Source organism: Streptomyces sp. NPDC098781, from assembly GCF_044759995.1.
Lineage (GTDB): Bacteria > Actinomycetota > Actinomycetes > Streptomycetales > Streptomycetaceae > Streptomyces.
In genome coordinates this window covers 19859-44285 of record NZ_JBIWAK010000013.1, presented here as the reverse complement: position 1 = coordinate 44285, position 24427 = coordinate 19859, and the positions used below count along the sequence as shown (strand labels likewise).

Here is a 24427-nt window from a genome sequence, read left to right as displayed (position 1 = left end):
GTAGTGGTTGCCCTGGCCGCCCGCCGCACGGCGTATGTCCTTTGCGGATACCTGCGCGACCATCGGACCCGACCGCCCCGGAATCTCGTGGCGTGACACCGGCCTCACGCAGCCACCTCGCTGAGCTGCCCGTCGGTGATCCGTACCCGTCGGCTCGCGCGGCGGCTGACCACCTCGTCGTGGGTGATCACTACCAGGGTCATGCCCTGCCCGCACAACTCGTCGAAGAGCTCCAGGATGGAGTGTGTGTTCTCACTGTCCAGATTGCCCGTGGGCTCGTCACAGAGCAGGAGCGCGGGGTCGCTGATCAGTGCTCGGGCAATGGCGACCCGCTGACGCTCGCCGCCCGAGAGCCGATCGGGCCGGAAACCGCGACGGTGCCCCACTCCCACCCGCTCCAGTGCCTCCATCGCCCGGGCGCGGCGGCCGCCTCTCCCCCGCGCGGGAGAGGGCTTGCCGTACATCTCCGCGAGCATGACGTTCTCCTCGACGGTGCGGTAAGGCAGCAGATGGAAGGACTGGAAGACGAATCCGATCCGGCTGCCCCGCAGCGAGGTACGGTACGAGTCACCGAGCCCGGTCGTCTCCACCCCGTCCAGCCGGTAGGACCCCGAGGTGGGCCGGTCCAACAGCCCCAACGTGTTGAGCAGGGTGGACTTCCCGGAACCGGACGCCCCGACGATCGACAGGTGCTCACCGCGCCGTACCGTCAGATGCACCCCGCGCAGCGCGTGTACCGGTGGGTCCGAAGCGAAGATCCGGTTCACCTCGGTCAGCTCGATGACGGTTTCCGGACTCTCGTCCGCTCCCCCATCCGCTCCCCCGTTCACTCGCCCACCACCACTCGGTCGCCCGGCTCGAGCTCGCCGTCGGCGGGCTTGACCTCCACTACGCCCGCCGCGGAGAGCCCCACCGTGACGCGGACGGTCACGACCGACTCTCCCCGCTTGACCCGCACCCGAGCCTGGCCATCGGCCGCGGTACGGATCGCGGCGACCGGAACGGTCAAAACGGGCCCCTTGGAGGCACCGGTCTCGACCGTCACCGTCACCGACTCCTTGGACCTCCCGGCCAGTGGCCCGGGCTCCGGCACCGAGATCTTCACCTGTACGGGTGCGGCGATGCCGCCCGACTGATCGGACGTCGTACCGCTCTCCCCCGCACCGCTCTCCCCCGTACCGATCTCGGTGACGACGCCCTTGGCCTCCTTGTCGTCCGTGGTCTTCAGCTGCACCGCCATTCCCCGGCGCAGCAGTTGCGCGTTCGTGCCGTCGACGACCGCCTCCACCACGAGATCCGAGCTGGTCACGGTACCGATCTCGCCGTTCGGCGCGTCCCCCGCGCGTACCGTCACCTTGTCCACTCGCATGGGCAGCTCGCGGAGGAAGACGATCTCGCCGGCCGGCACCGTCGTTCCATAGGAGGACTGGAAGGCGCTGAGGGCGTTGTTGGCCGAATCCAGGGCCTGCTGCGCGGCCTTCAGCTTCAACTCGTCCAATGCCTTATCCTCCCCCGCGGGCGAGGGCTCGGCCGACGTGGTGTCGTTCTTGGGGTCACTGCCGGTTGTGGTGTTGTTCTTGGCCGACAGGAGGTTGAGTTGCGCGTTGGTCACGGCCTCCTGCAGCTGTCCCAGCTTCTGCCGGTCCTCCACGCTGGGCTCCTGGGCCTGGTATCCCTTGCTCTTGTACCAACTGGTGACCGCGGAGGAGGTTCCCTGCCCGTAGACGCCGTTGAGGTCACCGCGGTAGAAGCCGAGCTGCCGCAGGTTCTTCTGCAGTTGGGCGACGTCGTTGCCGGAGGTGCCCGGCCCGATCGTGCGGTACATCGGCACGGACCCCGTCAGTACCAGCACCGGGCGGCCGCTCACCTCCATCAGGACGTCGCCCTGCTTGAGCTTCTTCCTGGCGGTCGGTGCCTTGGTGACCCGCTGCTCCACCGGCTGACCTTGCGAACCGCCGGCCGCCGAGCCGGAACCCACGGCGCCGGCCAGGGACAGCGGCTGGGGCGAGGCGAACTCGACCGTGCCCTGCGCCACCACGTTCGCGGTGAGTTGGCGCCGTTCGACGGCAACGGTCACGGGCCCGGCTTTGGGGGGACGCAATCCGGCGGCGGCATCGGCCGGGGACTGAAGCTGCGTTCCCGCCACCCAGCCGCCCGCTCCGACGAGGACGACCACACCGATGAGCCCGAACAGCTGCTTACGGCCGACATTGATGGTCATCCCTTGCCCCCGGCGCGGGGGTGCTTCTTGAGCTTGGGGAAGTAGGCGGCACGGAACTCCTTGCCGCACTCCAGGTCCTGCAGAGCAGTCTTGATCTCCTGGGTGAGCTGCGGCAGGGCTGTTTCCTTGCTCATACCGGTCAGCCCGGTCGCCGGCAGTTTGGCACTCACGGAGCGAGTGGCCGTATCACCGATCCCGGTTGGCTGTGTCGTGGTCACCTTGATGCCGTGACCACGCAGACACGAGGCGTATGACTGGGCCAGCTCGACCAGTTGCGGATCACCATTGAGTGCCTGTTCGTCGGCTCTCGCATCCTTCGGATTGGTGGCTCCCACCAACTGCCCGGGCTTCAGGGGTCCCTCCACCGACTCCCATGCCTTCTTCTTGCAGCCGCCCTGTCCCATGTCCATGGGGCCGTTGCCGGACGCCCCACTCAGCGCCTCGTGGTAAGCGGTCTGCTGAGCAGGGGTGAGCTTGCTGATGTAGTCCGCGTTCGGATCCTGACTTTCCTGCTTGCCGTCTGTGCTGGACGTGCCCGGGGCACCCGGGTAGACGACGCTGGCGAAGATGCCGAATCCGTACTTCTGACGGTATTCCTTGGCCAGGGCATAGTCCGAGCCGTCTATCGCCTTGGCCACCAGACTCTTCGGGGGGACGAACGGCTGGTAGGTGAATCCCGCCTTCTTCATGCAGGACGCCAGGGCGTTCTGGAGGAGGTACCGCTTCTTGGTCTCGGGGTCTGCGTCAGCCGGAACAGCGAGCTCGCCGTTCTCCTCAGCTGTCGTTTGACCGGCGGACGTCTGCCCGTCCGTGGCCGGGTCGGCGGAGCTGCACGCGGCGAGCAGCGGCAGCAGGCCGACCGCCAGGATGGCCGCTACGGGCATTTTCGACGTTGTCATGCCATCTCTCTCGTCTCAGGGATGGGGGAACGAGGCACTGAGGTGAAGAGTCGTCCCCCAGAAATGGGTTCGGGGTGCCGGAGGTCACGTTGTCGACCACAGCTCGGCAGCGAATCAGCGGAAGGTACGACTGCCGCCCCGGCCGCTGAGCTGCCCAAGAGCAGTGGACCCATGCGGCGAATCCGCCTGTCGGGCCCCTGTCTCTCTTCGGTCCCAGTCGGGCGGGCGGAGGTCAGGGCCCTGACTTCACATCAGGCGCGGTCATGCTGTTCATGCTGGGTTCGCAATGTGATAGCGCCTGGCCCGCGCGATAACGAAACGGTAACCCCGTGGTCGGCAGCCGGCCGTGGCGGGCGATCGGCGGGCCGGTCCGGACGTGGTTCCTCTCCGCTCTCCTGGCGAGGGCCGAGGGGATGGACGGTCCCGGCTCATCACACAATCGGACCGGTGATGTAATTACCGTCCTCGTCGTACGGCCAGGCGTTGGACAGGCAGCCGTTCAGCCCTTTGATCTGCTGCATCATCACCGGCGCGAGCTGTCCCGGGCCTGGGCAGCCCATGTGCGTGCGGATGCCGATCTCATGCCCGACCTCATGATTGATGATCAAGTGTCGGTACTCCTCCGGTGGCCCATCGAACTGCGGTGAGCCCAGCACCCAGCGGCGCAGATTCACCACGACCCCGTCGAGCGTCTCGCAGTTCAGCTCTCCGCCAGTGTCCAAAGGGAGACAGAGCCGGTCGGCGGTGTCCGGGGTGGCGATCTTTATGACGAAGTCAGCGTTGGAGGAAACCAGCTGGAAGCTACCCCGTCCATGCGCCCCCCAGCTGCGCTCGTGGGCGAGAATCGTCTGGATCTGTGCGGCTGCCTCCTCGGCGGAAACATCGATGCCATCCTCAACCAGCACGCTGTAGCGACGCAGCGGTCCCCGGCCGACGGGGCTGCCGGAGGCTTGCGCGGTGGTGAAGGTGCCCGCACCGGAGACAGGGACCTCCGGTGGCTCTGACGGTTTGGGTGGCTCTGGTGGCTCCGCGGACTTCGTCGGCTCGGCAGGCGAAGCTGTCCGGTGCTGCGAGGGACTCGAACGATCAGCGTGGGGGACAGCCCCTCGCGGGGGCACGGAGAGCCGGGCTTTCTCCACCGCTGACTCGGACACGGTCGCGTTGCCGCCAATCCATTGGACGATGGCAAGGCCGCAGAGTATCGAGCCCACGAGAGCCACGCCGAAGGCCCGGATGAGCTTGGGTTGACGGGAGCCTCTGCGGCGGTGTCCAGCCCGCCTGCCGCGGGCCCTGGGGCGCCTACTCACACGCCGCTCCCTCATCATTCACGGGAGTCAGCGCGGAGCTGCACGCCAGTGCGGCAAAACCTTTCCGCCGGGCGTCGGTGCCTCTCCTGCCACGTCCGAGGCCGTGCGTGGGACGACTCCTGCGGCACGACCGAGAAGGCGAAGGAATCACATAGTGCGCAGTCACAGTCGTCGATGTTGTGTCGGCCATGTGATCGGACCTGGCGCGAACGGTAACGAAACGATAACCACAAAGGGGCTGCGATGAGCGCAGAGTGGGCTATCAGTGATGGCTTCTACGTCGTTGATGTAGCCGCAAAGCCGTCACATTGCTACTCCTCGTGAGCGCGGGAAGGACCGCTCTCGGGACGTCGGACAGATGGCGCTGCCAAAACCGGACTGGAAGAAAGGGTGGCGGTCGCTCAGCCCAAGCCCCGCCCGGAAGGGAAGGTCCTTGTTCTCCAACCGGCTGCCGGCCAGCGCGTCGGTCAGCCTTCTCCGCAGCTCGGTGAGTGCTGGGTTGTCGCCGTCGTGGTTCCGCCTGTCCTGCACTCGCTCTCCCCTGCGAGAGTCGTGTTCGCTGGTGTGCAGCTTCCTCCGGCGGACCCTGTCGAACAGCGCTTCGGCGACCTTCGACTACGTCACCAGCCCACCGTGGACAGGGAGCGTGCCGTGAACGTCGCCGTCATTCTTCTCACCATTGCCCTCGTGATCGTCGTAGCGCTACTGGTCGCAGCTGGCGCGGGCAAACTCGCGCGCATGGGCGGCGCATCCTTCCCAACTGCTCTCACCCGTGCCGCGCCAACGTTCGCTGCGGCCATCACCCTCGCAGCCGCCGTGACGAGTGCTCTTGCTGCTCTCTTCACCTGACTAACAGCGGCTAACACAAAGAGGTGGACCGATCCTGGTTGCCGTGTCCGAGGCGGGAGTTGAGCGTTCGGTCCGGTGTGGGAACGTCGCCGTGGATCGTGTCGGATGAGCTGTGGGACCGCCTCGAGCCGCTGCTGCCGCAGCGTGAGCGCCGGTTCCGGTATCCGGGTCGTAAGCCGTTGCCGGACCGGGCGGTGCTGTGTGGGATCTTGTACGTGCTGCACACCGGGATCCAGTGGGAGTACCTGCCCCAAGATCTTGGTTTCGGGTCGGGCATGACGTGCTGGCGTCGTCTGAGGGACTGGAACGAGGCCGGCGTGTGGCAGCGGCTGCACGAGGCCCTGCTAGCCGAGCTCAACGCGGCTTCCCGGCTGGACTGGTCCCGGTGTGTGGTCGACTCCTCCCACGTCAGGGCATTAAAAGGGGGATCCATACGGGCCCGTCACCGGTCGACAGGGGCCGGGCCGGCTCGAAGCACCATCTGATCACCGACGGGCACGGCACCCCGCTCGCGGTCCTGCTGACCGGGGGCAACCGCAACGACGTCACGCAGTTGCTGCCGCTGCTCGACGCGGTCCCGCCGGTCCGCGGCAAGGTCGGCCGTCCCCGCCGCAAGCCGGACTCGTTGTTCGCCGACCGTGGCTACGACCACGACATCTACCGCGACCAGGGCCGCGCCCGCGGCATTGTCCCGGCTATCGCCCGCCGCGGCACCATGCACGGGACCGGACTGGGCACTTACCGGTGGGTGGTCGAGCGGACCTTCGCCTGGCTCCACGGCTTCCGACGCCTTCGCACCCGGTGGGAACGCAGAGCCGACATCCACGAAGCGTTCCTCAAGCTCGCCTGCTGCCTCATCACCCGCCGACAGATCCTCTGCCTGACCTGCCCGGCAGACGGCTGCCCCGGTCGGCAGAGCTCCGGCAGACTAGGCATGTGATCCGCAGCGACCTTGAATCCGCGCTCGCCCTGGACGACAGCCCCTCCGCACGAGCGGCGCGCCTTGCGCTTCATGCCGGCGCGGACTTCGAGCTGTTGTCCGAAGGGCATCACGCCACCTCCGTGTCCGCCCGGGGCGATCACAGATCGCGGACTGCGCAGCGGGCTCTGGGGGGCGCGATGGGTGACGGTCCCCGACCGGGGCGCGATGTGCAGGGTTCGCGCGGCTGCTCCCGATGCCGCCAATCAGGGGCGGTTATTGCGCATCTCCGGGCCAAGCAGATGGTCGGTCATGAGGGCTGCGCAATGATGGGAAAGTCTGCGCAATGTCAGCCTGACCTGATCCTTTCCCATTGTGCAACTTGCGAAGCGGTAGGGGGCGACCTCATTACGCAGGCGAGGCGGGCAGGTGTCAGAGCTGGGCTTGAGCGTGGTGGTGGGTGAGGGCCTGCCAGCGCCGTTCGAAGTGGTCGACCTGTTCTCCAATGTAGTCAGGTGTGATGGGCTTGTTGTGCTGCGCAGTGATCCCCTGCGTTGCGCACTGCTGCGCAACGACGTCGAGCGACGGCACGTCGCTGCGCACTCGCTGCTCAGCCCACAGGGTGTAGATCCGAAAGGCCACGAGGTAGCGGCGAAGGTTGGAGGGACTGACTGGTTTTCCACCGCGACCGTACATGCCCTTCTCCTGCGCGAGGTAGGCAGACAGTTCCTGGGCTTCCTGCGACGAGGACGGAAACTCGTCACCGCGCTGTGTCAGGAACTCCGCCCATGCCAAGTAGTAGCGGTCGACGGTGGTGAGTTCGGTCGCCGCGGCGGGCGACTCTTTCTTCTCCTGGTCGGGGAGCTCGTCGACCATCGCGGTCAGCCGGGGGCCACGCTGATCCTTCGCTGCCTGTGCTCCAACGCCGGCACCGGCAGACTCGGGTTCCTCCTCGCGTGGCCGCGGCACCTGGGCCTTGCCCGTTTCGCCGGCTGCGGCACCCACCTGCGTGTCGGCCTCGCCGACCTCGCTCTGCTGGAACTCGTTGACGAATGCCGTCAGGTCCTCACCGGTGAGAGGCCGGCCGCCCGGGCCGGTGATCCCGTCCCGCTCGAAGACATACGTGGCGAGGGCAGCAGCGTCCGGGTATGTCCCGTGCTCCTGCTCATACGTGCTCCAGGAGGTGTAGAAGTACTCGTGCCAGGATCGTTCGTCGTCCGTCTGTTCCTCTCCCCCGGCGACGGGTTCAGACCGTGGCCCGTAGCGCTCTTTGAGGACGAGGAGCAGAGGCTCCAGTTGGATTTCGTTGAGCGCCTCGCCGGCGCCGGTGGTGGTGCCGTGTTGCTGGAGCCAGTGCGCGAACTGGGTGGCGGTGGGTTCGGTCTGGAAGTCCGTGAGCCAGGCGCGGTAGGCCTCGGCGAAGCCTTCGGCCGCGTCCTCATCCGCCTGGCCCCTCCGCGGTGGTGGGGCCAACAACTTCTCCGTGGCCGCGTTCAGGGCCATGGCCTGGCGGCTGCGTGCTTCAGGCCTATCGGGGCTTGGTGTTTCGTGTGTTGCGACCGCGGCCTCGATAGCGGCGTCCTCCGAGCGGGCTGAGGCGGGCGCCCGTTCGACGGTGAAGGTGAAGCCGATCGGCAACTCGTCGATGCCGGCAGCTGCCAGGCCAGCGGGTGCTGTCTCGGCGAGCGGGACACCGTACCGGGCCAGGCGCAGCGGCATCAGGGACTCGACCGGGGCCTTGCGGCGCCAGGAACGCCCGAAGCGGGAGCGGAGGCTGGCCTGGTAGACGAGGCGTTCCTGTTCCAGCTTGATGACTTGCTCGTAGGAGCGGAGCTCCCACAGCTTCATCCGCCGCCAGAGCAGGAACGTGGGCAGCGGGGAGAGAAACCAGCGGGTGAAGCGAACGCCTTCCATGTGCCTGTCGGCGGTGATGTCGGCGATGCGCCCGATCGCGTGGCGGGCGGCCTCGACAGCGACGACGAACAGGATCGGGATCACGGCATGCATGCCGACACCAAGCGGGTCGGGCCAGGCCGCAGCACCGTTGAACGCGATCGTCGCGGTCGTCAGCAGCCAGGCCGTCTGCCGCAGGAGGGGGAAGGGAATTCGGATCCAGGTGAGCAGCAGGTCCAGGGCGAGGAGGACACAGATGCCCGCGTCGATGCCGATCGGGAAGACGTAGCTGAAGTCCCCGAAGCCCTTCATGACAGCCAGCTCACGGACGGCGGCGTACGAACCCGCAAAGCCGATGCCGGCGATGATGACGGCGCCGAACACGACCACGGCGATCAGGACCCGATGTGCTCGGGTCAGCTGGGGTGTCTCGCCAGTCCCCGCAGCCACGTCCCACTCCCCTATCCAAGCCACACAACTGAGCAGCTCTCACACTCCCACGGACTGACCCGGTTTGTGGTGTGCCAGAGGACGCCGATGGTCCTGTACTGGCAGGAAGCCCGGCGCCTAGGGGCCAGTCCTCTGGTGCGGGGTGGCCCCTAGGCCCAGATTCGTCTCCGTTGGGATCGCCGAGCAGTTCCTCGGCTCAGTCCGAGGGGACGGCCTGGGTGTTGCGGTGATTGATGAGCAGCTCGAGCATCTTGTTGAACTCGTCCGGCGGCATCTTGTTGATCAAGAACCATGCCGCGTCTGCCCCGTCCTGATAGGGGAATCGCTTCGGCTGCTGGTCTCGCCCGCTGGCGGCTGTCTCCTTTGCGATTGCCTGTACAGGAACCGACGGGACGGCTGTCGCCTCGTCGCTGTTTGACAACTCTGCCTCAGGGCGGGGTTCGGGTGAACTGGACTGGGCCTTCGCCGCATCCTTATTGATTACGCCGGAGTCAATGTCGGCATGCCCAGTTGGGGGCTCGCCCGGAGCCGCCGTCTCCGGTGAAGCCTGGGGCTTGGGTGAGAGCTTGTCCGTCTCTTTGCGGGTCCGTTCGGTCTTCAGCTCGTCGAGGGCGGCGGCTTGTTCGGCGTGCGGCTTGTTGCCGACCGCCCGCAGGAGATCGATGGGCTCTTCACCGATGAGAGCTTGGAGTTCTGGCGTCAGGTTGAGCAGTGCGAGTCGTTGAGACACCCAGCCCTGAGAGCGGTGAAGCCTCTTGGCCAGGGACCTCTGGCTTCCGTGGATGGCCAGGAGACGTTGCAGAGCGCGGGCTTCGTCGAGTTCCTCGAGGTCCTGGCGGTGGATGTTGGCAACCAGGGCTGATTCCAGCAATTCCTCAGATGTGGAGCCCTGGTCGTCACTGACCATCACCTTGACTGCAGCGAGATCGGCTTCGCGGGCGGCAGCGAGCCTGCTACTGCCATCGATGACGACGTATGTGGTGTCCGGCTCGAGGTCTGCTTCGCGATCCGGGTTGGCCTTCACGTAGGCATCACGGTTCATGACCGTGATGGCTTGCTTCTGGCCGTGGGTCTTCAGGCTGCCTGAGAGGTCGGTGAGATCGCCGAGGCTCGAGCGGGGGTTGTCTGGATTCAGGCTGATGCGGTCGAGGGGTAGCTCGGTCGGGGGTGCGACACCTTCGGTGGGCACGCCTGTAGCAGCGGCCACGGCTTGACGGCGGGCGCTGACCGTTCGCACTCCCCCGCCGAACCTGCCCGCTCCCAGCTGGTCGGCCTTGCTCACAGGACCTCCCGGGCGAGTGCACGCATGCCGATCGACTGCTGCGACTTGGGCGCGTAGGACAACAGGGGCATCTTCACTCGGACGGCTTCCTTCTGTTCCTTGAGGTCTCCGATGAGTCCGACGACCCTCGGATCCTTTATGTCGACCCATCCCTGGAGGGAGGAGGTGGCGATGTACCCGCGGCGGCTGTCGTACAGGTTGACGACGATGCCGAGGTAGTCGATGTCGATCTGAAGGTCGTTGCGTAGGTCGTCGATCTGCGTGGTCAGCAGCTCGTAGGCGTCCGCGGAGCTGTCCTCTGCCTGGACGACGATCAAGGCGCCGGACTGGCCGGGCTTCTCGGCGTCACGGCGTCGCCCGTAGTAGGCAGCAGCGTCCATGCTGAGGCCGAGGCTGGGCGGGCAGTCGACGATGATTACGTCGTAATCAGCTTCGAGTGGAGCGAGTGCCCTCTCCAGGGCGGCTTCCCGCGCCCGGACGGCGGACAGCCGTACGTCAAGCAGGAAGGCGTCGTTGCAGGCGGGCAAGAGGTGGAGTCGGCCGTCGAAGTTGTCGTCGTCGACGGAGACGATGAGGTCGCGTAGGTCGCCCTTGGGGTCGCCCGCCATGTGGTTGGTGAGGCTGTCGCCGTTCAGTGGCAGGGGAGCGGCACCGAGCTGGTTGGTGAGGTGGCACTGCGGGTCGAAGTCGACGAGCAGGACCTGCAGTCCGGGGCCGGGTAGGTTCTCGATGTCGAGCGGGTTCTCCGGCTCTGCTTCGCCGGCGTGAGCCTCGCTTGCCCGGAGCGCCTTGGTGAGGGCTTTGGCGACGCGTACGGCGTGGAGGTTGTTCGGATCTTCGGCGAGTGCTTCGCCGAGTCCTGCTGTGATGGCTGTCTTGCCGACACCGCCCTTTTGGTTGCAGACGACGATGCGGCGGGTGATCTCCGGCCGTGCCACGTCGGGGGCGGGGTTGGAGTCGAGCCATAGCTGGATGGACTGGGCGAGTCCCTGGATGAGAGAGACCTTCCGGTCGACGGCGATCTGCCGGAACTCCTCCCATTGGCCCGGTGGCAGGAACGTGGAGAAGGAGTCGGCTCCGGCAGTGTCAACGGTGGCAGTTGTGGCGGCCAGGTTGCACCAGTCTCGGATGCCTTGCTCGACCGCGGCCTGGATCTCGATGCCGTGTTGAGCGGCTCTGATTTTGAGGTTCTGCCGGAGCCAAGTCGGCAGTTTGGAGACAACCTTCTCGCGGTCGCTGGGCGTGGCTGGCGAAGTCATGAGGGACACCATACTAACGTCCAAGATCCATTGCGGCACCGACACGTTAGTTCATGCAACTGTTGGGGTGTCAGACGCTCCGCTGGCCCCATCGGTGACTACGACGTGGTCATCCGCGGCACGGTTCATGCTCCGACCGCGAGTGCCTGAAGACACCGCCGCTGACATAGGTCTTAGCCCGCCGTGCGAGCGTCGTCCCTCTTACACGCCGGAGGCGAGGCACTTCCCTCAGGGCATGGGATCTGCCTGGTCATCGCTCCCCGTCTCGCTGGCCTCCGCCGTAGTCTCTGCGGCAGTAGCCCTCGTGGTCGCCCTGGTCACGCCGTCACTCAAGTACGGATTCGATAAGCGGTTCCACCGTCGCAAGTTGGACATCGAGTACGCCTACGAGCAGCAGAAGGAGTTACGCAACCGCATCGCTATGTACAAGGGATTGTTCCTCGAAACCGGCGGTGCGATGCGGAACCGGCTGTGGAACTTCCTTGAGCATGAAGGACACGGGTGGCTGTTCATGCGAGGCTCGTGCGCGGGGTCCGGCTACTACGTGCGCTCATTCACGTACCGGATCCTGTGTCTGGTGGCTGCGTGCCGCCTGATCGAACGACAGGCACTGTACGTCGACAGTGTTGTCGCGGCTGCTTCTGATCGACGGTTCCTCGAAGCGATGAAAATCAACATCGCTGCGTGGACCAAGGCCGACTTATACGCGGGGCTTCCTACGACGGTGGCAGCAATAGAGACCACTTCTTCCGTGACCACCTGGCCGACATGGCCGACGCCCTCTATCAGGACGGGCAGATGCTGTCGCTCAAGGAGTTCAGCCGTCGGCTGGCGGACGACGATCGTGAGTTCCGCGCGGTCTTCATGTTCCTGGACGGCGCGACGCGCGGGGAGAAGGACAGGTTCCGGTTCGACCGCCTGGTTGCGGCGCAGCTGGTCCTGCTCGCCACGATCAATCGCTTTGGCTACGACTACCAGCGAGTGCCTTATGAGCAATTCTTGTCTGTGGCTCGGGAGTGCGAGCACCCTGTCGTGCGGGCCAACTTGGACACGCTCACGCACGAGCTCGGACTGGAGAAGGAGGAGGGCTTCAAATACATGGTCACCGCCATGAAGGAGAGCACCGCCAGTCGCTGAACCTGCCGTGCGCTCCGGAAGGCTGACAGGAGTGCCTGGCTACGGCTCCGATCGATGTCGACGGGGTCTCACTAACACCATCACTGCTCAGCTCATGTGACCTCGGAGGTAAGGTCCTGAAACGGCTGCTCCGAGCTTCGCTAGGCGAGGCTGTCAGTGGACCTCTCATCGGCATGCGCGAACAAGTCCGAGACCCCGCGAGGGTGATTACGTCGTAATCACCCGTACCGCGTCCGCACCGATCGGTCCTCGGGAGCCATCGCGCGGCTCAGCCGCCTCGCCAGCCTGTTACTGCTGGTAGCTGGTCCTCTTGAGGGCTGGGTGTGACGCCCAGCCCATCACGGGATGGTGATTACGCCGTAATCGCTTCTGCGTGGAGTCAGTCTGGTGCTTGGTATCAGCGCCAGGCCGTCAGGATGATGCCGCCTGGCTCCTGGAGTCGAAGGGACCCTGTCTCTTACTGATCGTTTCAGAATGAGATCGGCGTGTCGGCTGGCAGCCGGTGATCTTTGTCGGCAGGGTCTACGGGGTGTCCGATGATCTTGTCTCTGATGACCTGTGGGAGCGCATAGCCCCACTGCTGCCGCCGCAGCCCGCTCGAAGGCACCGGACACCCAGGCCGGCTTCGGGTGCCTGACCGTGTTGCACTCGTGGGCATTGTCTACGTGCTGCGCAAGGGTGTGGCCTGGCGGGATGTGCCCGCCAGTGTGGTTGGCTGCTCGGGCGTGACCGCCTGGCGCCGCCTGCGGGACTGGACCGAGGCCGGTGTTTGGCCCCGCCTGCACACGGAACTCCTCTCCGAACTACGCAAGACCGGCTTGCTGGAGATGGACGACTGCGCGATCGACGGCTCCCATGTCAGGGCCCTCAAAGGGGGGACCACGTCGGGCCGTCGCCGGTCGATCGAGGCCGCCCCGGCTCCAAACACCACCTGATCGTCGACCGCCGCGGAACCCCGCTGGCCGTGTCCGTGATCGGCGGGAACCGGCATGACGTCACCCAACTGATCCCGCTGCTGGATGCAATCCCCCGAATACGGGGACTGCGGGGACGTCCGCGCAGCAAACCCAAGCGACTCTTCGCCGACCGCGGCTACGACTACGACTACGACAAGTACCGCCGACTGCTGTGGCAGCGCGGCATCAAGCCCCTCATTGCACGGCGCGGCGTCGCTCACGGCACCGGCTTGGGCAAGACCCGCTGGGTCGTCGAGCGCACCTTCGCCTGGCTCCACCAGTTCAAACGACTGCGGATCCGCTACGAACGCCGCGCCGGCCTCCACCAGGGCCTCCTGGAACTCGCCTGCAGCATCATCTGCCTCCGACGACTCCGCACATCATCCGGAAGCGATCGGTCAGCTGCGACGACGGTTGGGGCGTGAACGCCACCTGCCTGGGCCGAAGCTCCCTGCAGTCTGTCTACGGCAGGGCCTCGACGACGCGGCACGCGACGTCACGCTGTCGCAGTGCCCGCGGCGGCGCACGGTGCAGCCAGCGGCCCTGCGCTGGTGGGGCATCCTCCAGGACTGGACGGTCGGTTACGGCTAGGCCGATGCGTGCCGCGACGTGGTTGCTGGTCCTCCTTGTCTCGGCGGCCTTGGTGTTCGCGGTCCATCCTCCGCCGGCGGTGAAGCCCGCTGAGCACCACCCGTTGCAGCCCTGATCGTGGCTGGCTGGGTCCTCGCTACCACCATCGCTGCTGGGCTCACGCGGGCCCTCTCTCGCAGGTGAACCTTCTAGGCAACCGTCGCTCCGGAGTTCGGGACGCTCATGGGGAGACGCCTGCAATGGCATCAGACACGAACTGCACGCCTCGCAGGCACTCGCCACGACGCACCTAGAGCAGGCAGGCCAGTCGCTGCGGCGAACGTGATTACGACGTAATCACCCGGCTCGCCCCGAGGCCGTTGTCCCTCAGGGACGCCACACGACGCAGCCGACACCGAGCCCGCCCGGATTGTCACCGAGTGGGCCGCCGATGCAAGCCACCACAGCACCGTGATTACGGCGTAATCACGCCTGAACGCCAGAACGCGGCTGACACCCGCATCCTTCAGACGAGGAGCAGATGCTCAGGGTCATTACGCCGTAATCACCACCGGCACGCGAGCAACCGGATGTATCTCACCGAGCGGATAGCTTGTCGCCATCGTCCAACCACTCGGCCCTCGGTCACGAAAGACCCCGCATCCCGGGGCACTCTTCGGGGGCGCGGGGCCGTCACAGCAGCTGTCGGAGGAAGGCTTGGGCTGTGTGAGCTGGCCTCACAACCAGATCGTGGATCTCGCGGCGGGGGGAAAGGTTGTTGTCTTTGGCTTAGCTGACCGGGCTGCGGTTGCGGGCACCGGAAGCCCGGGCCGGGTCTGGCCACTTGAAGGCAGCGATGGCGGCGAAGTAGACGCCCAGGCTGGTGGCTGCGCTGCCCGTGCCGGTGAGTATCGCCTGGGAAGGCCGACACCGGAGCGGCGGTCCATCAGGCTTGCGGTGATCGCGATGTTGAGGGCGGTGGAGAAGGCGAGCAGCAGGGACAGGATTTGCAGCGGCGCCCATGTCGCTCTCGACGACCCGTATGCCGTGGCCCGGCTGCTGGTGGCCCGGGCGCAGAAGCAGGTGGACGCGTTGCTGGCACGCAAGCGCACCCACGTCTCCGTCGACGGCCCGGGCGCCGTAGCCCGGCCGTTGGACAGTCGGCGGGCGGCCAGGCCACCAGAGCAAGCCGCGCCCCTGGCCGCACAGCCCCCTGCCGCTGGGCACTTCGATCCGTTCATCGGACTCGGGGACCACCGGAACCGGTTCAGATTCGGGCGGGAGCCCGATGGCAACGCTGCTGTCTTCTGGACGTGGGAAGACCTCGAGTGATACCGGTACGGGCGCTCGAACGGCTTGCGGCACGCCGAGTGTCACCCCAGGTCAGGCCCGACTCCGTTGCTTCCTCGGACACTGCTGCAACCTCGATGCAGCCGATGCGAACCATCCGCACGGTAGCCACCTGGACGGCCCCGGGCTCGTCCGCAGCCGGCCGCGGACCCGGATCAGGCTTTCAGGCGTAGCGGAGCAGGGACCTACGGATACGATGGGGGGACTGTCGTGCTCCTCAGGGGACGACCTCTGCTGCAGCTGCATAAGCAAGCTGGGCATCGGTGTCCATGCCCGCGAGTCGACCACTCGCAGCCCCGGCCTTTCTCAAGTGCCTGACCACCGCTGCTACATAGGTTTCGAGGCTGACGATCTGAGTTGGCGTCTGGCAGTTGGGAAGAACTGAGGCGATCTGATCCAACCAAAAGGTGACGTCGTCGCCGTCGTCCAAGCCTTGCCGATGCTCGATCAGACGGCGGGCGACTGGAGCGAGCAATTGATGCCGGCGCGCCGCGTCCTGTTGAGCGCGCCGTTCTACGGCGGCACGGGCAGCTACCTGCTGCTCAACCTTCTGAACTGCTTCAGGAGTGCGACGTACTGGACCGCTCTCGGTTGCGGCATCGGTAAGGACGGCGACCTTCAAGCGCCGGGCCTTGTTGTATGCCGCGCTGGGGGCATTCACTGCGAGTGCTGGCGCGAGTTCGGCCCAGGCAGCACCGGCAGTCCGTGCATGCTCGATCGCCTGTGCTTGGTGGAGGTCGGTCTGCTCACGGAGGTACTCCCACAGCATGACGCGTTGGACTGCGGCTGTGCGCCGTGCCGTGTCGTCCTTGAGGGCGGCAGCATGGGATTCAAGGTAGAGCAGGGCTTGGAACAGTTCGGCGTCTGCTGCCATCCGTCCAATCTCTGGGTCCTCTGCGTCCTCGTGGAGCTTGCGCAGTGTGCCAACGATGGCCGCAAAGTCGACCCGGCCGACCCTGACAGGGGGCCTGTTCAGGGGCTTCGTGGGACTGGCGGTCTTCCGGGCGCGGCGGGGCATGGTCAGGATTCTGCCCGCTGGGGGCATTTCACATTCTGTGAATCGGCGAGCTGGTTGGATTTCAGCAGTCTCGCGTGATTGCGGAGAGTCGATGTCGCCCGCTGCTGGCGATGGATGGGCGTGGCGATCTACCTGCGGGAGTCGTAGCAGTTCAGTTGGCGTCGCAGCCAATGCCGTCACCATCGTTGTCGAGTCGGTGGGGGTCCTCGGGGCCGACCCAGACGGGGCCGGACAGGTCGGAGCAGTCCACGTCGGGGACACCGGCCGGTGGGCCGTCCGGCAGGCTCGGATGCGCTGGTGTGTCCGGTGGGGTCTCGGAGAGGGTGGGGGACTTGATCGACATGTCGGGGCAGGCGCTCCACAAGCCGGCGCTGGCTTGGCGGGCCGTGTTTTCGGCGCCGGAGATTCTGCTCCAGTACTTATCTTTGGGTGGGTAAGGGTGGCCTCGGCGTGTCCGCTTCGACCAGGGATTCGTTGACGAAGGTGCCCTGCTCGTTCCACAGGTACAGGGGGTAGCGGTCGTAGCGGTCCACGAGCTGCATGGCCCGTTCGGCGCGCCCGCGTCTTCCTGGTGGCAGCAGTGTGGCTGTGCGGGCGGTCGCGTCATCGGTGAAGCAGGCGCCGTGTTTCGGGGTGTCGATCTCCAGCAGCCGTTCACGGGCTACGCGGCCCTTCGGCACGACTTGGCCATCGCCGCAGACCTCGATGATGTCGCCGTCGATCACACGGAGGACCACGATGCCGTTCCTATGCGCACCGCGATAAGCGCCGGGTGCGCCGACCCCCGAGGAATTGCATCAGATGGGTGAGAAGTCGCAGGTCGTGAGCTCAGGGCGACGGGCCGAAGGAATCAATCCCTACTACGAACTAGCCGCCTGAGCAGGCGTGTTGCCGAGGTGCTCCTGTTTCATGCATGATCTGCCCTCCAGAAGGGATGGTCTGGAGTGGTGCATCAACAGAAGGTGGCCCTGGCCGGAGCGGCCCACCTGGAGCTCCGCCTCGGCGAAGGGCATACCACCCAACTCCAAGCCCTGAACGTCCGCTGCCACGTCACCGCGGCGGCCAACTGCCTCGACTGGCAGGCCAGCAACGGCTTGACTCTCGGCACGTGCACGCAAGCCGCCGTCGAGCAGTGGGGCTCCGCCCCGGACGTCACCTACAGGAACGAGACCGGCCACTTCATCCGCTGGTCGGTTCAACACCGGCATGCAAGCGATCTCACCTTCGGCACGATCCGCTGGACCGGCCCAACTAGCACCATCGACAGCGAGAAACGCTGGGACGACGCCCGACGCCTTCTCCACGACAACAGCCTGCCCACCCAGGATCGAGTCGCCGGCCGCTTCCTGCTCCTCTACGCGCAGAAGATCGCCAGAATCACCCAGCTCACCGTCGACGACCCCCAGCTCGGCGAAGAGTCCGTCACGATCACGTTCGGCACCGCGCCGGTCGTACTCCCGGCATCACTGGCGGACTTGGTCCGCGCACTCGTCTCCAACCCCTGCGGCAAGGCCAAGATCGGCACACCGGACGCCGTCCCTTGGCTTTTCTCAGGCGGCCGTCCCGGAGTCAGCCAGCGTTCCAGACGGGAGAGCACTGCAATTAGCGACGGATTTCAACCACCCTACTCATCCCCATCGGGAACCTCAAACGGGGGCTGCTAATGATCGCAGTCGTATCGGCTGTGATCGCCGTTATGGGCGCGGTGTTTACGGCAGTCCTGGGGCATCGGCTGCAGGCTCAGGCGAAGTCCCGCGATCGCAGGGACTACATGAGCCGATACCGGGATGCGCTGTTATGGGCAGCTTTCGATCTTCAGAGCAGGATCTTCAACATCCTCACGGGCTACCAAGTCGACCTTCGGGGGAGGAGGGGATTCACGAGTGCCTTCCTGCTGGCGGGCGCTGAAGAGCAAGCCCTTTACGTGAAGAGGAGCACTGCGTTCCTGTTCGCTGAGTACCTGGGATGGGCCGAGATCTTCCGCAGGGATCTTCAGTTCCTGGACCTCGGGAGCAACCGGGCGAACCAGCGGATCATGTTCACCCTCAACAGGGTAAGCAGGACCCTCGGAGACGCGCACACCTTGGATGCAGAGTGTTTCCGGATCTTCCGGACGGATCAAAGAGCGATTGGTGAAATCATGATTGATCCGGACAGCGAGGCAAGTGACCGCCGATGCATCGGCTACGCCACATTCTGCGCCCATCTCACTGCTGACGGTGCGTTCTCCGAATGGACGCAAGAACTCCTCGATTACGTCGAGCTCGCAGCCCGTGAGCCCGACAAAGCCCGTGACCGCCTAGTCCGGATCCAGCACCAGCTCATTGACCTGATCGACCTACTCGACGCTGAAGGGCGTCGCTTCCCTTCAGCGGAACGCTCACGCTTTGTGCCACCGGAGTAGGTCAGCCGTCGCGCCTAACACTCTCAAGGGTGAGGTATCCGGACAGTTCCAATACCCGCCTCCACCAGTAGCCCGCGGCCGCGGCGACATCCACGAGCTGCTCGACATCGAGACCGCCCGGGCCACCGCCGACACCCTCAGCACCCTCCACGACCGACGACGACCTCGCCGCCGGAACAGGCATCTCGGGGCCGGCCGCCCGGCGCGCAATCCACGCCTCCGCCCAGGCCCCCCTTCGCCGGGTTGATCCGCACTCACCGCTAGGCCCCAAACATCCTCAGCAACCCTGCCCTGACCGTCTACGACAACCCACGCTCGTTCCTGATGTACGTCTACAACCGCGACCGGGCCCTGGGCCACCGCCTGGACGTCACTGACGCTCCGCGGCTGGATCGCTGCCAGCCGTCCTGCGCGAACGTCGCACGCACCGACCACCGTGCACATCAACTCCTCTAGCACGCCCAGACCTTGGAGAAGCACGCCACCTCCGAGGCACTGCCCGGCCCGCTCGCCGACCGGCTGTCTCAGCGCGCAGGACAGCTGCGCGCGCTGGCCGACCGCCACGTCCAGGGGTTTGACCTGCTCCGCCCGGCGCGCGGCGGAGGTGAGCAGCTGGGCGAGGGAGGCTGTGAGCCCGCCGGGCGGGTCGGCGCGTCGACGAGTTCACGCAGGATCGCGGCGAGCTCGGCCTGGTCGATGCTTTCGGCCATCAGGTCGTCTTCAATCTGATGCAGGGCGAGTTGGGCGATGCCGACCGAGGCGCGGATGCGGTCCAGGCGGGTGCGGCTCATCGGAGCCCCCGTGGTCAGCGACATCGTGACGGACCTGATCCCGCCGCTAGAGCATGCGTGGACCGTTGGACCATCGGGGGAGCTGGCTGTTCTGCTCGTCCATCGGCAGTGGCTACGTCGAAGCCGCTACTTAAAGGGTGGGGTGGGATGGGGTCCGCAGGTCCCATTCGATGCGGTGCTCGTGATTCGCCAGGCACCGCGGTGCCGGTGAAGAGTGACTCCACGCGTTTGGTCGCGGTGGTCGGGCCGGACAGTACAGAGTCGGTCTCTTACCGTTCATGGGTGGCGAGCCGACGACGGCGCCGTCGACGACGGTCGCGTCGGGTCCGAGCAGCCTGGCTATGCCCAGGGCGCGTTCGGGGTTGATGGCGTTTGCTTCTACGTACAGGCCCGCGTACGGGAAGCTGGCGACCTCGTGGGCGACGTCCTCGACTGCGGCCGGCGGGCACAGGCTGATCACGACGTCGCTGCGGTCCAGCAGCTTGTGCAGGGTAGGCACCGGTTCCAGTCCGAGTTGCTGTGCGCGGGCTGCGCTGGCCGGGCTGCGTCTGTCCGTACACCACAGGACTGTCGCTGCGTTGGTTGCGGCGCAGGATGCCACGGCGGCGCCCATGCTGCCGGGGTGGAGGATGCCGACGGACGGCTGGTCCATGGCGATACTCCGTCTGGTTCAGGAGGATGGCGATGGCCTCGGCGACGTTGTCGACGGTGTGGTTCGCGGTGGGAAGGCCGTCCGGCCAGGGGCGGCCGCGCAGCCAGAAGGTGTGCAGTCGAGCCTTGTGGCCGCCGCTGATGCCCCTTTCCGGGTTGTCGCCGATCATCCAACCGCCTTCCGCCAGGCTCGTGCCGCACCGGGCGGCTGCGAGTTCGAAGAGGCGTCGATCCGGCCTGCGGATGTCCGTATCGCCCGAGACAGCGATGCCGTTCTGACGAGGCTGGTGAGGCCGGTTGCGGCGAGTTCGGCGCGCTGGATGTCGGAGGGCGCGTTGGTGGCGATGCCGATCGTCGAGGTTGCTGCGCGGAGTTCGGCTATTCCTTCGAGTACCTGAGGTCGGGAGGTGACGGCGGCTGCCATCAGGCTGACGTACTGCTGTCACAGGTCGGTGGCGGGCTCGTCCGGGTTGTAGAGGCGGCACAGTCGCGCGAAGTCCTTCTCGTACGCTCGGTATGCCAGTTGAGCGAGCAGCCATTATTCAATCGAGGCGTTGAAGCTGTTCGTCTGGCACAGGCGGACCACGGCGTCGTCGTAGGCGGCCTGCCGGTCGACCAGTGTGCCGTCGAGAACGAAGAGGGCCAGGCGCTGCGCGGGGGTGAGCCGGTTTGTAGCTGGACGGGGTTCCGTCATCTGCGGTGTGTCATGTCGGAGGAAGTGTCTGGCCGTGGCTGTGTGGCGTGTCCGGCGCCCATGATGCAGGCACGGAGCGGAGTGGGGGGCTCGTGCGGTCTCTGGTGCTTCGTCAGGAACCATCTGTGTGTGGGCAACACGAGCGATACCGGGGTGTCACTCTGAGATCCCTGAGATGTACGGTATCGAGGACAAAAGAACCGTGAAAAAGGCAAGGGCCCGCGAGGTAGGACTCGCGGACCCAGTGGGATCCCCGAGTTGGCGCTCTGGATCCCATGGCCGAGGACCTATCCAGGGAAGGTCTCGACGTGCAGCAGAGTACCCTCACTGCCCTCCAGGCACACACCAAGGCACCCGCCGTGGAAGCGATGACGATGATCCGTGCGTCGCTCCGGCAGGGTGCCTTCCTTATCTTCTCGCAGGCGTCTGCGTGCGAGCGCACTCCAGCCCCGGAAGGGGGCGAGATGGAGTAGTCGCGATGGGCGGCGCCCGCTGAGCGGGTTTCGTTGCCGCCGGGACGCCCGGCCACCGAAGTGACTAGCACTCACCTCGGCTATGGCGTCCCATCTGCCACCGGTTGGGCTTAGCGGGCCCTCCCGAAGGAGCTGTTCTTCCAGTTAGCAGCTGGTCGAACAGTTCGAACTTTGGTTCCCGACAGAACCAGCGCCAGAGGCGCCTTTTGCATGCCCTCATCGAGCCAGAGGAGAGGCACTTCCATGTTGCAGCATCGTGCTGCCTTCTGTCAGCCCATCCATGCCCGATTGGCGTGTTTTGCGCCGTATTCCTGGTCACAGTTTCCCCATCCGCTGTCCAGTTCGCGCTGCGAGCGGACCGCGGTGGCCTCCGTGCACCGGCTTTCCGGGACGTCTCGATGAGGGTCCCGGCGACCTCGGAGTCGCGGGCCGTGGTGTTCCCGGCGTCGCCGGTGCCGGTTGGCGACCAAGTGGTGTCGCGGACCGGGTCTCGACGTTCGGGCCCGCGGCGATGGCTGCGGTCGGTCGAGTGGCTGGTGGGGCAGGGGCTTCATCCTCGGGCATCGGCGACGACGCTGACGGTCGCCCGGGACCTGGCGGCGCGCATGGACTACGACAACGGTGAGGTCCGGTACTGCCTCGAGGGCATGGTGTCGCGGCTGGGCCTATCGCGGGCGACGGTCAGCCGGCATGTTGCATACCTGCGTGAGATGGGCTCGGTGGTGTGGGTGGAGCGCGGCAGCCGTGTCAACGCGCGCCGCGCCCGGGGGCAGGCAGGGTATGCACGTACGGCGACGGTGTACGGGGCGGTGATCCCGGCCGCCTACGATCACGCGCTCGGTCACACGATCGTCGGGACTGGGTACACCGCGCGGATCGTGATCGACCAGCGTGCGACCGGTCCCGTGCCTGCTGAGCCGGTGGGCGCCGCAAGTAACTCGCCTGTGGATAACCGCAGTTTGAGCTCCTGTGAGACCCCTTCCCGTACTGAGGTTAAGGAAGTGGGTCAGCTGAAGATAGCGGGGGATTGTAACTACACCCCTCGCAGGAGCGCGAGCCGGGCAGGAGCACGAACCTCTCACCAGAGCACCCCGATCAACGGTCGCCGTCGTACGGCGACGGACGTACGGCACGCGGAGCGCACGATCCGGCTGGTGCGCGCGCTCGTCTCCTGGACGCAGACGGTGCCGCTCCGGCGCCTGGAGTACGTGCTGCGCCCCTTGACGGACCGCGGGTTGGACGCCCTTGAGATCGCCGCCGAGCTCACAGCCATGTGCTCCGGCATGCGCTGGCGCCCCCAGCGTCCGGATGAGTTCATCTCCCAGCGGCTGACCGCTGTCGCGACATACGACCAGCAGCTCGCCCACGCAGCAGAGCCCATCCTCGCCGCTGGCGATCATGCTGTTGAGCCGATGGACAACCCTGAATGGGCGGCTTGCATGAGGCTGAAGCAGCGATTGGAGGCAGAATCGGCCGCCGCCCGGCCGCGCACCGATGGCGACCGGGCGGCCGCCCGCGCCACCTGGAACAACTGGCCGGCGGTTGCCGGCCACTACGCGGACGACCCTGACGACGCCCTCGACCTCTACGGGCTCCGCCTTTGCCAATACGCCATCGCCCAGGCTGCGTGCTTCGAGGACCTGAGCCGTGTGTGACAGGTCAGCCGCCAAGGTACTACCACCATGGGGTGCACGAGACGTCGCTGACGGGGGTAGGGGGACCTGCGTGCAGGCCGGGGTGTCTCAGCTCTGAGCGCTCTCGTGACTGGCCTGGACCGACAGCAGGGGCTCGTAACCTCGCTGCGTCGCGGATCGTTTTGCCAGTGGTGCCGCCTTCGTTGCGCTGCGACGGTGCCCGGTCGAGTGTCGCGCCAGCCCACGTCTGGTGCGAACGGGTAGGCCCTAGACGCACGGCGTCGCTCGCAGCGTCTCGGCCACACAGGAGTGCCGGATCGTGGGACTGGCCGGAGACGGAACTGTCGTGACCAATTCGTACCCGCGCAGGCGTTTCCAGCGCCGTGGCGAAATCCCCCGTGGACCTCAACAGACGGAAGGCCTGCAGCAGATCCGTGATGGTCTGCAGCCAGCGCCCGCGGCATGCACTGTGCCGCCTGGTCCCTCCTCCACAGGGGAAGGTGTGCCGCCGGAGCTGCTGGCACTGGTCACCTATCACTGTCGGCACATCTGCGCCTACCTCGCGCGCGCCCAGAGCCTGGGCACCCTGCATGAGGACCGGAAGAGCGAGTGGCAGCGCTTGGTCCTGTACGCCCTGACCGACGCCCTCGCTCACAACCATCTTGTGGTCGGCACGATCGCTGCCTACCTCCAGCGCCAGGACCTCGATGCCGACCTGCTGCGCCGCTACCTGCAGTCACCCCACCCCGATCGCTATGTCACCCGCCAGGCCGTTGATCATCTCGATGGTCTGACGGGAGCCGTACCCGAGAGAAGCGCCGAGTCGACGTGGGTCGCGGTCGGCCGACGGATCGCCCGAGACACTCACTGACGGCCGGCGGGAGCAGCCAGCCGAGATGTGCGGACTGGCTGCTCACGCCTCGGGAGTTTGCGGCATAGCGCGGTCGGGCTTCAGCAGTCCTCCACGATGAAGCACGCCCGTTCGTAGAGCTCGTCGAACGTGATGACTTCGACGTCCTGGATGGACCGCCTGTACTGCTCGAAGGAAGTGATCTTCTCCGGGTTGGCCGCGCCACCGTCGCTGAACTCGCTGAGACTTCCGATCACTAGCACCTGTTGCGGGCGGACGGTGGACACTTCGATGCCGGTCGGGGCGCCGTCGTCCCGGAAGTGCCTATGCAGTTGACTGCTGATCAGCTGCTGGGCCTTGTAGGCGGTCTTCTGCACCTGCGCCACGGCGCCGACGACGTCCTTGGAGACCTGATAGACGTCTGGCACCCGGTACGGTGCGCTGGCCAGCAGCGATGTCAGGTGGGTCTTGATCTCGCAAAACAGCAGACAGGCGGCGGCCGTCGACCTCCGGGCGGCCCATGTGCCGTCAGGAACGATCTTCGCCTCGTCAATCAGGTACAGCAGGCTGTCCGCACGGGCGCCCTCGATCAGTTCCGGCTTGTTGGACGCCACCGGGGTGCCGCGCCGTTGACCAGTCTCAGGTTGAGGGCCAGCAGCTCACCGCTCCGAGAGCAGCGACCGGCCGAGCACGTCCCACCGGATGCGCTTGGCCCACTTCCGGACCTCGGGAACGAGGCCCTTCCTCGCCCGCTTCCTCACCTGCGGTGAGCGGCAGCGGGCCGGTGCAGGCCTGATCACCCGTCCGACCAGCACAGGAC

Annotated in this window: 22 protein-coding genes and 2 pseudogenes; 10 read left to right on the top strand and 14 right to left on the bottom strand. The window is 66.2% G+C overall.

The genetic code is table 11. From position 1 onward, the window contains the following. Positions 1-104: 104 nt before the first annotated feature. The 4 genes from ACIQWG_RS37945 to ACIQWG_RS37930 form a co-directional block, all read right to left on the bottom strand. Positions 105-830 (bottom strand): ABC transporter ATP-binding protein, encoded by a 726-nt coding sequence (locus ACIQWG_RS37945; RefSeq protein ID WP_404104752.1) that lies wholly within the window; start codon positions 828-830, stop codon positions 105-107. Next, positions 827-2221 carry a peptidoglycan-binding protein gene (locus tag ACIQWG_RS37940; RefSeq protein ID WP_404104749.1) on the bottom strand — a complete coding sequence of 465 codons (1395 nt, stop codon included), beginning with the start codon at positions 2219-2221 and terminating at the stop codon, positions 827-829. Before ACIQWG_RS37940 ends, ACIQWG_RS37945 begins: the two co-directional genes overlap by 4 nt. Continuing rightward, positions 2218-3105: a hypothetical protein gene (locus ACIQWG_RS37935; RefSeq protein WP_404104745.1), complete on the bottom strand. Its 888-nt coding sequence runs from the start codon at positions 3103-3105 to the stop codon at positions 2218-2220. The genes ACIQWG_RS37940 and ACIQWG_RS37935 overlap by 4 nt, the downstream gene beginning before the upstream one ends. 446 nt (positions 3106-3551) lie before the next feature. After that, positions 3552-4442 carry a DUF3152 domain-containing protein gene (locus ACIQWG_RS37930; protein ID WP_404104982.1) on the bottom strand — a complete coding sequence of 297 codons (891 nt, stop codon included), beginning with the start codon at positions 4440-4442 and terminating at the stop codon, positions 3552-3554. 636 nt (positions 4443-5078) lie between these two features. On the opposite strand from ACIQWG_RS37930, the gene ACIQWG_RS37925 reads away from it, so the two are divergent. Both ACIQWG_RS37925 and ACIQWG_RS37920 read left to right on the top strand, forming a co-directional pair. Continuing rightward, complete coding sequence (locus ACIQWG_RS37925; RefSeq protein ID WP_404104742.1) at positions 5079-5276, top strand: hypothetical protein; 198 nt, start codon at positions 5079-5081, stop codon at positions 5274-5276. Between the two features lie 38 nt (positions 5277-5314). After that, positions 5315-6216, top strand: a protein-coding gene (locus tag ACIQWG_RS37920) for an IS5 family transposase (RefSeq protein ID WP_404104980.1) whose coding sequence is annotated in 2 segments (ribosomal slippage) — positions 5315-5677 and positions 5680-6216 — 900 coding nt in all. Because the reading frame shifts where the segments join, the coding sequence is not laid out codon by codon here. A gap of 1619 nt (positions 6217-7835) precedes the next feature. Here ACIQWG_RS37920 and ACIQWG_RS37915 read toward each other — a convergent pair. The 3 genes and pseudogenes from ACIQWG_RS37915 to ACIQWG_RS37905 form a co-directional block, all read right to left on the bottom strand. Next, a pseudogene (locus ACIQWG_RS37915) lies at positions 7836-8538 on the bottom strand (DUF2637 domain-containing protein); the annotation flags it as partial. A gap of 196 nt (positions 8539-8734) precedes the next feature. After that, a complete protein-coding gene (locus tag ACIQWG_RS37910; RefSeq protein WP_404104739.1) occupies positions 8735-9820 on the bottom strand; it encodes a ParB/RepB/Spo0J family partition protein in 1086 nt (361 codons plus the stop codon). Then, on the bottom strand, positions 9817-11079 hold the full coding sequence (locus ACIQWG_RS37905; protein ID WP_404104978.1) for a ParA family protein: 1263 nt from the start codon (positions 11077-11079) through the stop codon (positions 9817-9819). The genes ACIQWG_RS37910 and ACIQWG_RS37905 overlap by 4 nt, the downstream gene beginning before the upstream one ends. Before the next feature lie 768 nt (positions 11080-11847). Between ACIQWG_RS37905 and ACIQWG_RS37900 the strand changes: the two genes are divergently transcribed. From ACIQWG_RS37900 to ACIQWG_RS37890, 3 genes and pseudogenes are all read left to right on the top strand, one after another. Continuing rightward, the gene (locus ACIQWG_RS37900) at positions 11848-12216 is read left to right on the top strand and encodes a hypothetical protein (RefSeq protein WP_404104736.1); all 369 of its coding nucleotides are present in this window, start codon (positions 11848-11850) and stop codon (positions 12214-12216) included. 529 nt (positions 12217-12745) lie between these two features. Then, positions 12746-13597, top strand: a pseudogene (locus tag ACIQWG_RS37895) (IS5 family transposase). A 1102-nt stretch (positions 13598-14699) separates the two neighbouring features. After that, on the top strand, positions 14700-15074 hold the full coding sequence (locus ACIQWG_RS37890) for a hypothetical protein (protein WP_404104734.1): 375 nt from the start codon (positions 14700-14702) through the stop codon (positions 15072-15074). A gap of 235 nt (positions 15075-15309) precedes the next feature. Here ACIQWG_RS37890 and ACIQWG_RS37885 read toward each other — a convergent pair whose 3' ends face one another. From ACIQWG_RS37885 to ACIQWG_RS37875, 3 genes are all read right to left on the bottom strand, one after another. Continuing rightward, positions 15310-15966, bottom strand: a complete 657-nt coding sequence (locus ACIQWG_RS37885; protein WP_404104731.1) for a hypothetical protein — start codon at positions 15964-15966, stop codon at positions 15310-15312. Positions 15967-16261: 295 nt separating this feature from the next. Beyond that, a complete protein-coding gene (locus ACIQWG_RS37880; protein ID WP_404104728.1) occupies positions 16262-16453 on the bottom strand; it encodes a hypothetical protein in 192 nt (63 codons plus the stop codon). A 76-nt stretch (positions 16454-16529) separates the two neighbouring features. Next, positions 16530-16835: a hypothetical protein gene (locus ACIQWG_RS37875; protein ID WP_404104726.1), complete on the bottom strand. Its 306-nt coding sequence runs from the start codon at positions 16833-16835 to the stop codon at positions 16530-16532. A 219-nt stretch (positions 16836-17054) separates the two neighbouring features. Here ACIQWG_RS37875 and ACIQWG_RS37870 point away from each other — a divergent pair, with 219 nt between their 5' ends. Further along, on the top strand, positions 17055-17774 hold the full coding sequence (locus tag ACIQWG_RS37870; RefSeq protein WP_404104723.1) for a hypothetical protein: 720 nt from the start codon (positions 17055-17057) through the stop codon (positions 17772-17774). Continuing rightward, on the top strand, positions 17774-18514 hold the full coding sequence (locus ACIQWG_RS37865; RefSeq protein ID WP_404104720.1) for a hypothetical protein: 741 nt from the start codon (positions 17774-17776) through the stop codon (positions 18512-18514). The genes ACIQWG_RS37870 and ACIQWG_RS37865 overlap by 1 nt, the downstream gene beginning before the upstream one ends. A gap of 524 nt (positions 18515-19038) precedes the next feature. On the opposite strand, the gene ACIQWG_RS37860 is transcribed toward ACIQWG_RS37865, so the two are convergent. After that, positions 19039-19329: a hypothetical protein gene (locus ACIQWG_RS37860; RefSeq protein WP_404104718.1), complete on the bottom strand. Its 291-nt coding sequence runs from the start codon at positions 19327-19329 to the stop codon at positions 19039-19041. A 106-nt stretch (positions 19330-19435) separates the two neighbouring features. Then, positions 19436-19957, bottom strand: a complete 522-nt coding sequence (locus ACIQWG_RS37855; protein ID WP_404104715.1) for an NAD(P)-binding domain-containing protein — start codon at positions 19955-19957, stop codon at positions 19436-19438. Between ACIQWG_RS37855 and ACIQWG_RS37850 the strand changes: the two genes are divergently transcribed. After that, on the top strand, positions 19956-20354 hold the full coding sequence (locus tag ACIQWG_RS37850) for a hypothetical protein (protein ID WP_404104712.1): 399 nt from the start codon (positions 19956-19958) through the stop codon (positions 20352-20354). The two genes, ACIQWG_RS37855 and ACIQWG_RS37850, sit on opposite strands and share 2 nt — an antisense overlap. 140 nt (positions 20355-20494) lie before the next feature. Here ACIQWG_RS37850 and ACIQWG_RS37845 read toward each other — a convergent pair whose 3' ends face one another. Further along, positions 20495-20650, bottom strand: a complete 156-nt coding sequence (locus tag ACIQWG_RS37845) for a hypothetical protein (RefSeq protein WP_404104710.1) — start codon at positions 20648-20650, stop codon at positions 20495-20497. Between the two features lie 1078 nt (positions 20651-21728). Here ACIQWG_RS37845 and ACIQWG_RS37840 point away from each other — a divergent pair. Together ACIQWG_RS37840 and ACIQWG_RS37835 are read left to right on the top strand one after the other, a co-directional pair. After that, complete coding sequence (locus ACIQWG_RS37840; protein ID WP_404104707.1) at positions 21729-22778, top strand: hypothetical protein; 1050 nt, start codon at positions 21729-21731, stop codon at positions 22776-22778. 481 nt (positions 22779-23259) lie between these two features. Next, positions 23260-23628, top strand: coding sequence for a hypothetical protein (locus ACIQWG_RS37835; RefSeq protein WP_404104704.1), 369 nt, complete (start codon positions 23260-23262; stop codon positions 23626-23628). Positions 23629-23708: 80 nt separating this feature from the next. Here the strand turns inward: ACIQWG_RS37835 and ACIQWG_RS37830 are convergent, their stop codons facing one another. Further along, the gene (locus tag ACIQWG_RS37830) at positions 23709-24221 is read right to left on the bottom strand and encodes a Shedu anti-phage system protein SduA domain-containing protein (RefSeq protein ID WP_404104701.1); all 513 of its coding nucleotides are present in this window, start codon (positions 24219-24221) and stop codon (positions 23709-23711) included. Between the last annotated feature and the right edge of the window lie 206 nt (positions 24222-24427).

What these genes read in the sequence shown, in the direction of transcription:
- ACIQWG_RS37940 (WP_404104749.1), bottom strand. Translation starts at nt 2,221, where the DNA reads ATGACCATCAATGTCGGCCGTAAGCAGCTGTTCGGGCTCATCGGTGTG.
- ACIQWG_RS37935 (WP_404104745.1), bottom strand. Translation starts at nt 3,105, where the DNA reads ATGCCCGTAGCGGCCATCCTGGCGGTCGGCCTGCTGCCGCTGCTCGCC.
- ACIQWG_RS37930 (WP_404104982.1), bottom strand. Translation starts at nt 4,442, where the DNA reads ATGAGGGAGCGGCGTGTGAGTAGGCGCCCCAGGGCCCGCGGCAGGCGG.
- ACIQWG_RS37905 (WP_404104978.1), bottom strand. Translation starts at nt 11,079, where the DNA reads ATGACTTCGCCAGCCACGCCCAGCGACCGCGAGAAGGTTGTCTCCAAA.
- ACIQWG_RS37900 (WP_404104736.1), top strand. Translation starts at nt 11,848, where the DNA reads ATGGCCGACGCCCTCTATCAGGACGGGCAGATGCTGTCGCTCAAGGAG.
- ACIQWG_RS37885 (WP_404104731.1), bottom strand. Translation starts at nt 15,966, where the DNA reads ATGGCAGCAGACGCCGAACTGTTCCAAGCCCTGCTCTACCTTGAATCC.
- ACIQWG_RS37880 (WP_404104728.1), bottom strand. Translation starts at nt 16,453, where the DNA reads ATGTCGATCAAGTCCCCCACCCTCTCCGAGACCCCACCGGACACACCA.
- ACIQWG_RS37865 (WP_404104720.1), top strand. Translation starts at nt 17,774, where the DNA reads ATGATCGCAGTCGTATCGGCTGTGATCGCCGTTATGGGCGCGGTGTTT.
- ACIQWG_RS37860 (WP_404104718.1), bottom strand. Translation starts at nt 19,329, where the DNA reads ATGTCGCTGACCACGGGGGCTCCGATGAGCCGCACCCGCCTGGACCGC.
- ACIQWG_RS37850 (WP_404104712.1), top strand. Translation starts at nt 19,956, where the DNA reads ATGGCGATACTCCGTCTGGTTCAGGAGGATGGCGATGGCCTCGGCGAC.
- ACIQWG_RS37855 (WP_404104715.1), bottom strand. Translation starts at nt 19,957, where the DNA reads ATGGACCAGCCGTCCGTCGGCATCCTCCACCCCGGCAGCATGGGCGCC.
- ACIQWG_RS37845 (WP_404104710.1), bottom strand. Translation starts at nt 20,650, where the DNA reads ATGACGGAACCCCGTCCAGCTACAAACCGGCTCACCCCCGCGCAGCGC.
- ACIQWG_RS37840 (WP_404104707.1), top strand. Translation starts at nt 21,729, where the DNA reads ATGGACTACGACAACGGTGAGGTCCGGTACTGCCTCGAGGGCATGGTG.